Genomic DNA, 12,219 nt, shown 5'->3' with positions numbered 1-12,219 from the left:
GTCAGGAAAAAAATCAGTACCGACGGATGGGGCCGTCGCGACGAAGGAGTCCCCTTTGCCAACACACAAGGCCGTGGTTACGGCCTCTGTCGGGCTGCACGCCCGTCCCGCTGCCGTCTTCGTCCGGGCGGTTACCGACACCGGCTTGCCTGTCACCATCGCCAAGGCCGGCATCAGCGGCGTGGATGCCCGGTCGCTGCTCCAGGTCATGACGGCTGACTTCCACCACGGCTGCGAGGTGGAACTGGGCATCAGCGACACCGCCCTGGATGGGCCTGCAAGCCATCAGGAGGCCCGCGATGTCCTTCGGTCCCTTGCCGATCTCCTGGAGTCTCAGGGGGCGGCAAAGCAGCCGCCGAGGCTGACCGCTACCTAGCCGCGTCGCTGGCTTGGAACACAAACGACGTCGGGCCCCACCTGAGGTGGGGCCCGACGTCGTTCTTATGAGACTGCTTGCCTAGTGGGCGTGGTCTCCGCGGCTGTACTCGTAAACCCAGCCGATGAGCGCCACGACGGCGAGGCCAGCGGCGATGTAGAGGATCCACCAACCGACTGCCAGGCCGAGGAATCCGCCTGCGCAGGCAAGGCCGAGGACCAGCGGCCACCAGCTCCAAGGGCTGAAGTGGCCCTGCTCGCCGGCGCCCTCGTGGATCTCAGCATCGCTGCGGTCCTCGGGGCGGAGTCCTACGCGCTTGCCGGTGAAACCGAGGTATCCGCCGATCATGCCGGCGAGGCCGCCGACCAGGAGGATGCCCAGGATGCCGACCCATTCGCCCCAGTTGGTCAGGAAGCCGTATACCAGGGCTACGGGGACGAAGAAGAAGACTCCGGCGCCAAAGATCCAGGATTCGATTTTCACTGTGCGGTGTCCTTCTGGTCGGCGTTGCCCAGAACCTGGGCTGCAGGAGCGGGATTCTCAGCGGTGTGGACCTGGCGGAGCTCCGGGTGGTGCAGGTCCAGGGCGGGACGCTCGGACCGGATGCGCGGCAGCGACGTGAAGTTGTGCCGCGGCGGCGGGCAGGACGTGGCCCACTCCAGCGAGGCGCCGAAGCCCCAGGGATCATCCACTTCAACCTTCGGGGCGTTGCGCCAGGTGATGTACACGTTCCAGAAGAACGGGATAAGCGAGGCACCCAGGACGAAGGAGGCAACCGTGGAGAACTGGTTCATCCAGGTGAAGTTGTCCTCCACCAGGTAGTCGGCGTAGCGGCGGGGCATACCCTCAACACCCAGCCAGTGCTGGATGAGGAAGGTGCCGTGGAAGCCGAGGAAGAGGAGCCAGAAGTGGATCTTGCCCAGGCGCTCGTTCAGCATCTTGCCCGTGAACTTAGGCCACCAGAAGTAGAACCCGGCGAACATCGCAAACACCACGGTGCCGAACACCACGTAGTGGAAGTGGGCCACCACGAAGTAGGAGTCGGAGACGTGGAAGTCCAGCGGCGGGGAGGCCAGGATGATGCCGGTCAGGCCGCCGAAGAGGAAGGTGATGAGGAAGCCGATGCTCCACAGCATGGGCGTTTCGAAGGTAAGCGATCCGCGCCACATGGTGCCGATCCAGTTGAAGAACTTCACGCCGGTGGGCACCGCAATCAGCATGGTCATGAACGCGAAGAACGGCAGCAGGACCGAACCGGTGACGTACATGTGGTGCGCCCACACGGTGACAGACAGGGCGGCGATGGCGATGGTGGCGTAGACAAGGCCCTTGTAGCCGAAGATCGGTTTACGGCTGAAGACCGGGAAGATCTCCGAGACGATTCCGAAGAACGGCAGGGCGATGATGTACACCTCGGGGTGGCCAAAGAACCAGAAGAGGTGCTGCCACAGGACGGCGCCGCCGTTCTCCGGGTCGAAGATGTGGGCACCGAAGCGGCGGTCCGCACCCAGGGCGAACAGCGCTGCTGCCAGCGGCGGGAACGCCATGAGGACCAGGATGGCCGTGACCAGCGTGTTCCAGGTGAAGATCGGCATGCGCCACATGGTCATGCCGGGGGCGCGCATGCAGATGATGGTGGTGATGAAGTTGACCGCACCCAGGATGGTGCCGAAGCCGGACAACGCCAGGCCGAAGACCCACAGGTCCCCGCCGATGCCGGGGCTGAAGGTGGTGTTCGAGAGCGGCGCGTAGGCGAACCAGCCGAAGGAGGCGGCACCCTGCGGGGTGATGAAGCCCGAGACGGCGATAGTGGAGCCGAAGAGGAAGAACCAGAACGCCAGGGCGTTAAGGCGCGGGAACGCGACGTCGGGTGCACCGATCTGCAGGGGCATGATGACGTTTGCGAACCCGGCGAACAGCGGGGTTGCGAACATCAGGAGCATCACGGTGCCGTGCATGGTGAACAGCTGGTTGTACTGTTCCTTTGTCTGCAGGATCTGCATGCCGGGCTCGAAAAGTTCGGCACGGATGAGCAGAGCCATCACGCCACCCAGGCAGAAGAACACGAAGGACGCGATCAGGTACATGTACCCGATGGTCTTGTGGTCGGTGGAGGTGATCCAGTTGACGACGATGCGTCCCTTGGACTTGGGAACCACGGGAGCCGGCAGGACTCCGGTGGGTGCGGATTGAGTGTACGTAGCCACGTCGCTCCCCTTACTTAATTTCGTTCAGGTTCGGGTTGCGGTCGTACTCCACACCGAGGAGGCCCGTGTTGCCCGCGGCCTTCAGGTCGTCCATGTGGGCCTGGAATTCGGCCTCGGACACCACCTTCACGCGGAACAGCATTTCGGAGTGGTACTCGCCGCAGAGTTCGGCGCACTTGCCGTCGTAGGTGCCCTCTTTAGTGGGGGTAAACCGGATGTAGTTGGTCTTGCCCGGGATCATGTCGCGCTTCTGCAGGAAGGCGGGAACCCAGAAGGAGTGGATGACGTCGCGTGCGTTCAACTCCAGGTCGACGGACTTGTTAACCGGCAAGTACAGGGTTGGGAGCTGTTCCTTGTCGATGGTGTTGCCGGTCAGGTGCGCCTGGACGCCGGCCTCGTGGACGTCTTCTTCGATGACGTCCCCGGCCTTGTAGTTGAAGTCCCACGCCCACTGCTTGCCGCGGACGTCAACGACGACGTCGGCTGGCTGGGAGCGGTCGTCAATGGCCTGCTGGTCGCGGTCGGTGAAGTAGAAGAACACCAGGACCATGAACAGCGGGATGGTGAGGTAGAAGACTTCCAGGGGAAGGTTGAAGCTGGTCTGCCGCGGGAACCCGACGGTGCCCTTGCGGCGGCGGTAGGCCACGATGCACCAAACGATCAGGCCCCAGGTAATGATGCCCACAACCAGGGCGGCAATCCATGAGTTGACCCAGAGGTCCATGATGCGGTCGGTGTTGCTGGTGGTGCCACGTTCAGTGGGCAGCCACCCCTTCTCTACCTCTGGCGAACATCCGGTCAAAACCAACGCGCCGGCAATAGCCAAGCCAGTGATCGTTGTGATCGTTTTGCGTCGGCTGCCGGTTCGGTTCTGCGAACTCACAGACGGCCCTTCCTACTTGTTGCTGTTGTCCGGGCGCACATCGGCGCCCCGGGCACACTAAAAGTTTTACTACTCGGTGTAGAGCTTACCGCTCCCCCGGGCGTTTCGCCCACATGTCGGCGCCGTGCCTCCAACCAATGTTCATGGCAGGGGGCACGGCGCCGGCACCGGGCGACACAACCGGCTTAGTGGAAGGAGTCTCCACATGCGCAGGAGCCACCGGCATTGGGGTTGTCGATGGTGAAGCCCTGCTTCGAAATGGTGTCCTCGAAGTCGATGCTTGCGCCGCTGAGGTACGGGACGCTCATCTTGTCCACGACAACCTCGACGCCGTCGAAGTCCCGGACGGCATCTCCGTCGAGGAGCCGCTCGTCAAAGTAAAGCTGGTAGATCAGTCCTGAGCAGCCGCCGGGCTGCACTGCAACCCGAAGGCGCAAATCCGTACGGCCTTCCTGCTCGAGAAGACTGCGGACCTTGCCTGCTGCGACGTCGGTCAGGTTGACCTCGTGAACCGGCAGCTCGCCGGCAGCGCTGGTGGTTTCGGTGCTGTTCTCATTGGTTGCGGTGCTCATTGGCCTACCTTCTTAGGACGGGTCCTGGCGGCTCCGCCTTGGCGGTGCCAGCCCCTACGGATTGGGGTACGGGCTATAGCTACATGCTACGCGGGACAGCCTTGTAGCTCTAACTCCTGACGTAACCATGGAAGGCCGCCTCTTGTTCCCCGCGCGCCGCTTTCAGTCCCCCCGGCGCCGTAATCCCTGGCTGTTCAGCCGCACGAACATCAGCGCCTCGGCCAGGATGGCTTTCCGGAAGTCGCCGAGGTGGAGGGATTCGTTGGCGCTGTGGGCGCGGGAGTCCGGATCCTCCACGCCCGTCACCAGGATCTGCGCGTCCGGATAGAGCTCCAGCAGGTCCGCGATGAAGGGGATCGAACCGCCGATGCCGGTTTCGACGGCCGGGACACCCCAGGCCTCGCCAAGGGCCCACATGGCCACCTGTGCGGCCGGCGAGGAGGTATCGGTCTGGAAGGGGTTGCCGCTCTCCCCCGGCGTGAAGATGATCCTGGCGCCGAACGGCGCGTTGGCTTCGACGTGCCGGCGCACCGCGTCCATGGCGGCCGCGGGATCCTGGCCGGGGGCGAGCCGAAGGCTGAATTTGGCACGGGCCCGTGGCAGCAGCGTGTTGGATGCGACGGCCACCGCCGGGGCATCGATACCGATGATCGACAGGGCCGGCTTCGTCCACAGGCGCGAGGCGATGCTGCCCGATCCGGCGAGCCGGACGCCGTCGAGCACGGATGCATCGGCGCGGTAGTCGGCTTCGGGGAGGTCCACTGCGGCCTGGTCCGTGGCGACGAGGCCGTCGATGGCAACGTTGCCGTCGGCATCATGGAACGTCGCGATCAGGCGGGACAGCAGCGTGGGCGCGTCCAGCACAGGACCGCCGTACATACCGGAATGCACCGCGTGTTCCAGTACCTGCACTTCAACGGTGCCGTCCACGAGCCCCCGCAGGCTGGTGGTGAGCGCGGGAACGCCCACCTTCCAGTTGCTTGAATCGGCGACGACGATGACGTCAGCCCGCAGCAGGTCCCGGTGGGCTTCGAGGAACTGACGGAATGTGGGTGATCCGGCTTCCTCCTCCCCTTCGAAGAAGAAGGTGACGCCGAGGCCCAGCGCCTCACCGAGGACCTCGGAAACGGCGGTGTAGGCGGCAATGTGGGCCATGATGCCCGCTTTGTCATCCGCCGCACCCCGCCCGAAGAGGCGCCCGTCCTTCTCCTCTGCGGTGAATGGCTGCGTCTTCCAAAGCGTTTCGTCTCCGGCCGGCTGGACGTCGTGGTGGGCGTAGAGCAGGATGGTGGGCTTGCCCTCGGCGGCTGGACGGCGGGCCACGACGGCAGGACCCCCTGGAGTGCCGTCGTCCTTCATGCAACCGAGGACCTGCACCGGTTCAAGGCCAGCAGCACGGAGCAGTTCCGCGACTGCTTCCGCGCTGCGTTCCAGCGGCGCCCGTTCGAAGCTTGGCCAGGCAATGCCCGGGATAGCGACGAGTTCCTTGAGCCGGGCCAGGGTCCAGTCAAAGGCCTGATCGATTGACGCGCGGAGTTCTTCCGTGACGTTTTGTCCTGCCCGGCCCGGGGTGACGGGACCGGCCGAGTTGAATGCAGCAGCCTGGGGTGATGAAGTCATGGCGAAAACATTACCCCCGTCACATCCCGGCCCTTGGGAGCCCAAGACCGGGAGGGCGGCCTGCGCCGGCCTGCAAGGGTATTCTGTTCTGGTGTTCGGACGTAAAAAGGAAGCGCCCTCGGCGCAGGAATCAGTAGACCGGCAGGCGGCAGACGCTGCGGCGCAGCCTGGCAGCGTTGTTGGCAAGGGAGCCCCAACCCCCACCCGCAAGGCGCAGGAAGCGGCGCGCAAGCGTCCGCTGGTGCCGGAGGACCGCAAGGCGTCCAAGGCCGCCGAGCGCCAGGCGATCCAGGACCAGCGGCAGAAGATGCGCCAGGCGCTGGACACCGGCGACGAGAGGTTCCTCCCCCTGCGGGATAAGGGCCCGCAGAAGCGGTTCGCCCGCGATTACGTGGATGCCCGCTTCAGCCTCGGCGAATATCTGATGTTCGGAGCCCTGGTTTTTGTCCTGGTATCCCTGGTGGTGCCTGCTTCGAGCGACCTGATGATCTACGTCCTGGGTGGATTCTGGGTCATGTTCCTGGCCGTATTCCTGGACGTGTTCATCCTGTCCCGCAAACTCCGTAAGCGGCTCACGGAAAAATTCGGCGAGGTGGAACGCGGCACCGTCTGGTACGGCTCCATGCGCTCCCTGCAGTTCCGCAAACTGCGCCTTCCCAAGCCCCAGGTCAAGCGCGGCCAGTACCCGGCCTGAGCAAACGGCACCAGCTGCAGCAACAGCAAACCCCGGCGGAATCATCCGCCGGGGTTTGTCGCTTTAAGGTGATCCCTACGCCCGGCGGTTTTTCGCCAAAGCGCGGTTGATGCGGGCCGCCCAGAACGGTCCTTCATAGAGGAATGCCGTGTAGCCCTGGACGAGTGTTGCTCCGGCATCAAGCCTGTCCTGGACGTCCTGTGCCGTTTCGACGCCGCCCACGGCCACGAGCGTCAGCGCATCCCCCGTTGCCTGCTTCAGGCGCCGCAGCACCTCCAACGACCGCTGCTTCAGGGGCGCGCCCGAAAGCCCGCCCGCCCCGCATTTTTCGACCTCGCCCGCAGGGCTGCTGAGACCGGTCCGGGCAATGGTGGTGTTGGTGGCGATGATGCCATCCAGCTTGAGGTCCAGCGCCAGGCGGGCGACGTCGTCGATATCCTCGTCGCTTAGGTCCGGAGCAATCTTCACCAGAAGGGGCACATGGCGCCCCGCGGCCCGGTCTGCTTCCTGCCCTACCGCGGTGAGCAGCGGGCGGAGGGTTTCCACGTCCTGGAGCAGCCGCAGTCCGGGCGTGTTCGGGGAGCTGACATTGACCACGAGGTAGTCGGCGGCAGGAGCCAGGCTGCGGGCACTGACCAGGTAGTCGTCCACGGCGTCGGCAAGTTCCACGGCCTTGGTCTTGCCGATGTTGACGCCGATGACGGGACGGACGCCTGCGTGCCTGCGCTGCAGCGCAGCACGGGCGGCCTTCAGGCGGGGGGCGACGGCGGCGGCACCGTCGTTATTGAAGCCCATCCGGTTGATCACGGCGCGGTCCTGCACCAGCCGGAAAAGCCGCGGCTTTTCGTTGCCGGGCTGGGCCTGCCCGGTAATGGTACCCACTTCCACGTGGCCGAAGCCCAGCTCGGAGAGGGCCTCGATGCCAAGGCCTTCCTTGTCGAAGCCGGCGGCGAGTCCGAACGGCGACGGGAAGGTCACGCCAAAAGCCGTGGTCTGCAACGACGGCGCCGGAGCCGTTACTTTCTGCAGGATTTTGCCGGCCCCGGAGGCATGCGCGAACCGGATGCCCTTGAAACCGATTTTGTGGGCGCGCTCGGCGTCCATCCATGAAAAGGCCAGCCTGAAGAAGGTGGGGTAAACGCGCATGCCTCCAGTCTTCCGCCTCCGACAGCCTGTTCCAAAATCACACGGAGCGGATGCGGCCCGCATTAGCATGAATCCATGGGCTGGCAGCAGGACATCCTGGGTGAGGAGTTCGAATCCCTTGCCTTCACTGCGGCAGGCCCCGACGGCGTTGAACGGACGGCCACGCTGGTCCGGTTCCGCCCGGCCGGGGACGGCTCCGGCCAGTCCCGGAAGCCGCGCCGCGCCGTCCTCTTCCTCCACGGCTGGAGCGACTACTTCTTCAATGTGGACCTGGCACGCTTTTGGTGGACGGCGGGCTACGACTTCTATGCGCTGGATATGCACAACCATGGCCGGAGCCTGCGGCCCGAGTATCCGGGCGGCTATGTATCGGACCTTGCCGACTATGACGCGGAAATTGAAGAGGCCATCCGCCTTATCAGCCGGGAGGGTGCGGCGGGGTCGTTGACCCTGATGGGTCATTCCACCGGCGGCCTCGTGGCCGTGCTGTGGGCCAGCAGGCGGCCCGGGAGCGTGTCGCACCTGATCCTGAACAGCCCCTGGCTGGAAATGCACGGCAACAGCCTGGTGCGGCGGGCAGCCTCCGGCATGGTGGGCCCGGTGGCCCGGATCCGGCCCGAAGCCGTACTGCGGCTGCCCGAGCGCGGCTTCTACTGGCGCACGATCAGCAGCGCGGCTGAAGGCGAATGGCCCCTCGATGAACGGTACCGTCCGCCCATGGCCTTCCCTGTCCGCGCCGGCTGGCTCAGTGCGGTGCTGGCCGGGCACGCCAAGGTGGCGCGCGGGCTGAACATCGAGGTGCCCATCCTGGTCCTGCTCTCCCGCGGCAGCGCGAACGGGCTCTTTTGGTCCGAGGAGATGCGCCGCACGGACGCGGTCCTTGACGTCAACACCATCAGCGCCCGGGCCCTCACGCTCGGCCGGACGGTGACGATCGAGCGGATCGACGGCGCGCTGCACGATGTCTTCCTCTCACCCGCCGCGGTGCGTGCGGACGCTTACGGCAGGCTGGCCCGCTGGCTGTCCGCCTATGGCGGCGCTCCCCTTCCGCCAGTCCCGCCCGGGCCGCATCCATGACGGCGGAACATCACGCCGTCGGGGAACCCAGCGGCGAGTGGACAGCGGATATCCTTGGCCCCCCGTTCCAGCAGCGAACGCTGCCGCTGGCACCCGATGACGAGGGCGACGTCGTCGCGACCCTCGTGCGGTGCCCCGTCCCGGCGCCGGGACCCTCCCCCGCGCGGCTCAGCGGCTACCCCGCCGAGGGCCGCCCCGGGCTTTGAGTGTTCAGGCCTGGTCCCGGGTTACGGCGTCCACGGGCCGGGCAGCGTCGACTGCGCCCCCGTAGCGGCGGTCCCGCCGGGCATACTCTTCCACGGCAGCCCATAGCGTGCGCCGGTCGACGTCGGGCCACAGCGTATCCATGAAGACAAACTCGGCATAGGCGGACTGCCAGAGCATGAAGTTGGACAAACGCTGTTCCCCGGAGCTGCGGAGGAAGAGGTCCACGTCCGGCAGGTCCGGCTCGTCCAGGTACTTCTGGATGGTCCGTTCGGTGATGGCGTTAGGCTTCAACCGTCCGGCGGCGACGTCGGCCGCGATGGCGGACACCGCATCAGTAATTTCCGCGCGGCCGCCGTAATTGACACACATGGTCAACGTGCACGTGCTGTTGGCCGCAGTGTATTCCTCGGCCTCCTCGAGTTCCCGGATGACAGATCCCCAGAGCCTGGGCCGCCGGCCGGACCATCGGACCCGCACCCCCCACTCGTCCAGCTGGTTCCGCTGGCGCCGCAGCACATCCTTGTTGAATCCCATCAGGAAGCGGACTTCCTCCGGCGACCGCCGCCAGTTCTCCGTGGAGAAGGCGTAGACGCTGACGTATTCAATGCCCAGTTCGATGGCGCCGGCCATGACGTCCAGCAGCGCCGGTTCGCCGGCTTTGTGGCCCTCGATGCGCGGCAGTCCGCGCTGGTTCGCCCAGCGGCCGTTGCCGTCCATGACGATGGCGACGTGGCGGGGGATGAATTCCGCCGGAATGGACGGCGCCACGGCCCCGGAAGGATGCGGGTACGGCGCCACCACCGGGTGGGTGCGCTTGCGGGATACGTTGTTCTTTTTTCCCAGGGCCACTGTCAGCTTCGCTCCACATGTTTGAGGGATTTGAGGACTCGTTCGAGATGCCACTGCAGGTAGGCCGCGACCAGGCCCGCGGCCTCCTTGCGGTGCACTGGCAGGGATGCATCCGCCGTGCCCCAGTCGCCCGTCAGCAGCGCTGCCAGCAGGACGACAGTTTCGGGGGCCGGCGCAGGTGAGCCGGGAGGCCTGCAACCGCTGCAGACCATCCCGCCCAGGGGGGCCGCGAACGCGGTGTGGGGGCCAGGCAGTCCGCAGCGGGCACATTCGGTGAAGCTGGGCGCCCAGCCGCCCGTGGCCAGCGCCCGCAGCAGGTAGGAATCGAGGATCAGGCCCGGTGCGTGTTCATCCCGGCTGAGGGCGGCCAGGGCGCCGACCAGCAGGTTGTACTGGGCGGTGCCGGACTCGCCATCCACGTCCGTCAGCTTCTCCGCGGTTTCGGTCATGGCAGCAGCAACCGTGTACCGGCCGTAATCGGCCGCGATGCTCCCCCCGTACGCTCCCTTGGCCACGGCCTGGGTGACGATGTCCAGGGTGCGGCCCGAGACCAGCTGCAGATCCGCCACCATGAACGGTTCCAGCCTCGCCCCGAACCGGCTGCTGGTGCGCCGCACGCCCTTGGCCACCGCACGGACCTGGCCGTGATGCTTGGTCAAGAGGGTGATGATGCGGTCCGCCTCGCCCAGCTTGTGCGTGCGGAGCACGACGGCGTCATCCCGGTACGCGCGGGAGGCGAAAGAGTGTTGGGCCACGCTTTATCTTCCCATCCTCTTGGCTTCGCATCCCACCGGGCACAGCCGTGCCGCCGGGCAGATGTCCCGGCGGCACGGCTGGCAGGTGTCAGGCCTGTGCGTCCCGGATGGCGCGGTTCACGGCGGAGATGACAGCCTTCAAAGCGGACATGCTGGTGTTGGCATCGATGCCCACGCCCCACAGGACCCGGTCCCCCACTGCCGCCTCGACATACGCGGCGGCCAGGGCGTTGCCGCCCTCGGAGAGTGCGTGCTCGCTGTAGTCCAGGACGCGGACATCCACGCCATCCTCATGCAGGATGCTCAGCAGCGCCGCGATGGGACCGTTTCCGGTGCCGGTGCGGCTGACCTGCACACCGTCGATGGTGAGGGAGGCGTGCAGGGTCATGCCGCCGTCGTCGTCCGTTTCGGTCTTGACGGCACCGAGCGCGTAGCGCCCCCACTGCCCGTCAGCCTTGCCGGAGGGCAGGTACTCGTCCTGGAAGATCTGCCACAGCTGGGCGCCGCTCACCTCGCCGCCCACGGTATCGGTGCGCCGCTGGATGACGCCGGAGAACTCGATCTGCGCGCGGCGCGGCAGGTCCAGGCTGTGCTCGTTCTTGAGCAGGTAGGCCACGCCGCCCTTGCCGGACTGGGAGTTCACGCGGATGACGGCCTCGTAGCTGCGGCCCAGGTCCTTGGGGTCGATGGGCAGGTACGGAACCTGCCAGGTGAAGTCCGCCACGTCCTTTCCGGCGGCAGCTGCATCGCGTTCCAGGGCCTCGAAGCCCTTCTTGATGGCGTCCTGGTGGGAGCCGGAGAACGCCGTGAAAACGAGGTCGCCACCGTACGGGGACCGTTCCGGAACGGGCAGCTGGTTGCAATACTCCACGGTGCGGCGGATGTCGTCGATGTCGGAGAAGTCAATCATCGGGTCGATGCCCTGGACGAGCAGGTTCAGGCCCAGGGTGACCAGGTCCACGTTGCCGGTCCGCTCGCCGTTGCCGAAGAGGCAGCCTTCGATACGGTCCGCGCCGGCCATGTATCCCAGTTCGGCGGCGGCCACGCCGGTGCCGCGGTCGTTGTGCGGGTGCAGGGACAGGATGATGCCCTCGCGGGGGTGCAGGTGGCGGCTCATCCACTCGATGGAATCCGCGTACACGTTGGGCGTGGCCATTTCCACGGTGGCGGGCAGGTTGATGATGACCTGGCGGTCTGCCGAGGCTTCGAAGACGTCGGCGACGGCGTTGCAGACGCGGACTGCGTACTCCAGCTCTGTTCCCGTGAAGGACTCCGGCGAGTACTCGTAGGTGACGTGGGTATCACCCAGGGTTTCCTCGTACTTCTTGCACAGCCGCGCACCCTGCAGCGCGATGTCCAGGATGCCGTCTTCGTCCTGGTTGAACACCACGCGGCGCTGCAGGACCGAGGTGGAGTTGTACAGGTGGACGATTGCCTGCTTGGCGCCGACCAGGGATTCGTACGTCCGCTCGATCAGGTGCTCGCGGGCCTGCGTCAGGACCTGGATGGTGACGTCGTCCGGGATGTGGTTGCCCTCGATCAGCTGGCGGACGAAGTCGAAGTCAGTCTGGGATGCGGACGGGAAACCGACCTCGATTTCCTTGTAGCCCATGCGGACCAGCAGGTCGAACATCTTCATCTTGCGTGCCGGGCTCATGGGGTCAATCAGGGCCTGGTTGCCGTCGCGCAGGTCAACTGCGCACCAGCGCGGAGCCTTCGTGATGACTTTGTCCGGCCAGGTGCGGTCCGGCAGTTCGACTTTGATCAGGTCCTGGAACGGCGTGTACCGGTGGGCAGGCATTCCTGAGGGCTTTTGTGCGTTTCGCATTACGT

The 12,219-nt window shown here is 65.8% G+C and carries 13 protein-coding genes; 4 read left to right on the top strand and 9 right to left on the bottom strand.

Annotated elements, in window-relative coordinates:
- Positions 1-55: 55 nt before the first annotated feature.
- Positions 56-376, top strand: a complete 321-nt coding sequence (locus AC5RT3_RS17375; RefSeq protein WP_494053603.1) for an HPr family phosphocarrier protein — start codon at positions 56-58, stop codon at positions 374-376.
- An 81-nt stretch (positions 377-457) separates the two neighbouring features.
- On the opposite strand, the gene AC5RT3_RS17370 is transcribed toward AC5RT3_RS17375, so the two are convergent.
- The 5 genes from AC5RT3_RS17370 to AC5RT3_RS17350 all read right to left on the bottom strand — a co-directional run bounded on the left by AC5RT3_RS17370 (position 458) and on the right by AC5RT3_RS17350 (position 5,658).
- Positions 458-859: a cytochrome c oxidase subunit 4 gene (locus tag AC5RT3_RS17370; RefSeq protein WP_133347118.1), complete on the bottom strand. Its 402-nt coding sequence runs from the start codon at positions 857-859 to the stop codon at positions 458-460.
- Positions 856-2,583: an aa3-type cytochrome oxidase subunit I gene (gene ctaD, locus AC5RT3_RS17365; protein WP_494009209.1), complete on the bottom strand. Its 1,728-nt coding sequence runs from the start codon at positions 2,581-2,583 to the stop codon at positions 856-858. Before ctaD ends, AC5RT3_RS17370 begins: the two co-directional genes overlap by 4 nt.
- A 10-nt stretch (positions 2,584-2,593) precedes the next feature.
- The gene (gene ctaC / locus AC5RT3_RS17360) at positions 2,594-3,466 is read right to left on the bottom strand and encodes an aa3-type cytochrome oxidase subunit II (RefSeq protein ID WP_494053602.1); all 873 of its coding nucleotides are present in this window, start codon (positions 3,464-3,466) and stop codon (positions 2,594-2,596) included.
- Positions 3,467-3,651: 185 nt separating this feature from the next.
- Positions 3,652-4,038 (bottom strand): HesB/IscA family protein, encoded by a 387-nt coding sequence (locus AC5RT3_RS17355; protein WP_009359026.1) that lies wholly within the window; start codon positions 4,036-4,038, stop codon positions 3,652-3,654.
- Positions 4,039-4,200: 162 nt separating this feature from the next.
- Positions 4,201-5,658, bottom strand: a complete 1,458-nt coding sequence (locus AC5RT3_RS17350) for a dipeptidase (RefSeq protein WP_494124756.1) — start codon at positions 5,656-5,658, stop codon at positions 4,201-4,203.
- Between the two features lie 91 nt (positions 5,659-5,749).
- Here AC5RT3_RS17350 and AC5RT3_RS17345 point away from each other — a divergent pair, with 91 nt between their 5' ends.
- Positions 5,750-6,352, top strand: a complete 603-nt coding sequence (locus AC5RT3_RS17345) for a DUF3043 domain-containing protein (RefSeq protein WP_494009212.1) — start codon at positions 5,750-5,752, stop codon at positions 6,350-6,352.
- Between the two features lie 75 nt (positions 6,353-6,427).
- On the opposite strand, the gene AC5RT3_RS17340 is transcribed toward AC5RT3_RS17345, so the two are convergent.
- A complete protein-coding gene (locus AC5RT3_RS17340) occupies positions 6,428-7,498 on the bottom strand; it encodes a quinone-dependent dihydroorotate dehydrogenase (protein WP_494053599.1) in 1,071 nt (356 codons plus the stop codon).
- A 75-nt stretch (positions 7,499-7,573) separates the two neighbouring features.
- On the opposite strand from AC5RT3_RS17340, the gene AC5RT3_RS17335 reads away from it, so the two are divergent.
- Together AC5RT3_RS17335 and AC5RT3_RS17330 are read left to right on the top strand one after the other, a co-directional pair.
- Positions 7,574-8,575: an alpha/beta hydrolase gene (locus AC5RT3_RS17335; protein WP_494124755.1), complete on the top strand. Its 1,002-nt coding sequence runs from the start codon at positions 7,574-7,576 to the stop codon at positions 8,573-8,575.
- On the top strand, positions 8,572-8,781 hold the full coding sequence (locus tag AC5RT3_RS17330; RefSeq protein ID WP_494053597.1) for a hypothetical protein: 210 nt from the start codon (positions 8,572-8,574) through the stop codon (positions 8,779-8,781). Before AC5RT3_RS17335 ends, AC5RT3_RS17330 begins: the two co-directional genes overlap by 4 nt.
- Positions 8,782-8,785: 4 nt before the next feature.
- Here AC5RT3_RS17330 and AC5RT3_RS17325 read toward each other — a convergent pair whose 3' ends face one another.
- The 3 genes from AC5RT3_RS17325 to leuA all read right to left on the bottom strand — a co-directional run bounded on the left by AC5RT3_RS17325 (position 8,786) and on the right by leuA (position 12,214).
- Positions 8,786-9,631, bottom strand: coding sequence for an isoprenyl transferase (locus AC5RT3_RS17325; RefSeq protein WP_494009215.1), 846 nt, complete (start codon positions 9,629-9,631; stop codon positions 8,786-8,788).
- Between the two features lie 2 nt (positions 9,632-9,633).
- Positions 9,634-10,386: a DNA repair protein RecO gene (gene recO / locus AC5RT3_RS17320; RefSeq protein ID WP_494009216.1), complete on the bottom strand. Its 753-nt coding sequence runs from the start codon at positions 10,384-10,386 to the stop codon at positions 9,634-9,636.
- An 88-nt stretch (positions 10,387-10,474) separates the two neighbouring features.
- Positions 10,475-12,214 (bottom strand): 2-isopropylmalate synthase, encoded by a 1,740-nt coding sequence (leuA, locus tag AC5RT3_RS17315; RefSeq protein WP_494009217.1) that lies wholly within the window; start codon positions 12,212-12,214, stop codon positions 10,475-10,477.
- Positions 12,215-12,219 lie beyond the last annotated feature (5 nt).

This window comes from Arthrobacter sp. Y3221159 (assembly GCF_059089885.1).
This window is presented reverse-complemented; position numbering and strand designations above follow the sequence as displayed.

Excerpts from the sequence above, each read along its gene's own strand:
- AC5RT3_RS17355 (WP_009359026.1), bottom strand. The coding sequence starts at position 4,038 with ATGAGCACCGCAACCAATGAGAACAGCACCGAAACCACCAGCGCTGCC.
- AC5RT3_RS17350 (WP_494124756.1), bottom strand. The coding sequence starts at position 5,658 with ATGACTTCATCACCCCAGGCTGCTGCATTCAACTCGGCCGGTCCCGTC.
- AC5RT3_RS17340 (WP_494053599.1), bottom strand. The coding sequence starts at position 7,498 with ATGCGCGTTTACCCCACCTTCTTCAGGCTGGCCTTTTCATGGATGGAC.
- AC5RT3_RS17335 (WP_494124755.1), top strand. The coding sequence starts at position 7,574 with ATGGGCTGGCAGCAGGACATCCTGGGTGAGGAGTTCGAATCCCTTGCC.
- AC5RT3_RS17330 (WP_494053597.1), top strand. The coding sequence starts at position 8,572 with ATGACGGCGGAACATCACGCCGTCGGGGAACCCAGCGGCGAGTGGACA.
- leuA (WP_494009217.1), bottom strand. The coding sequence starts at position 12,214 with ATGCGAAACGCACAAAAGCCCTCAGGAATGCCTGCCCACCGGTACACG.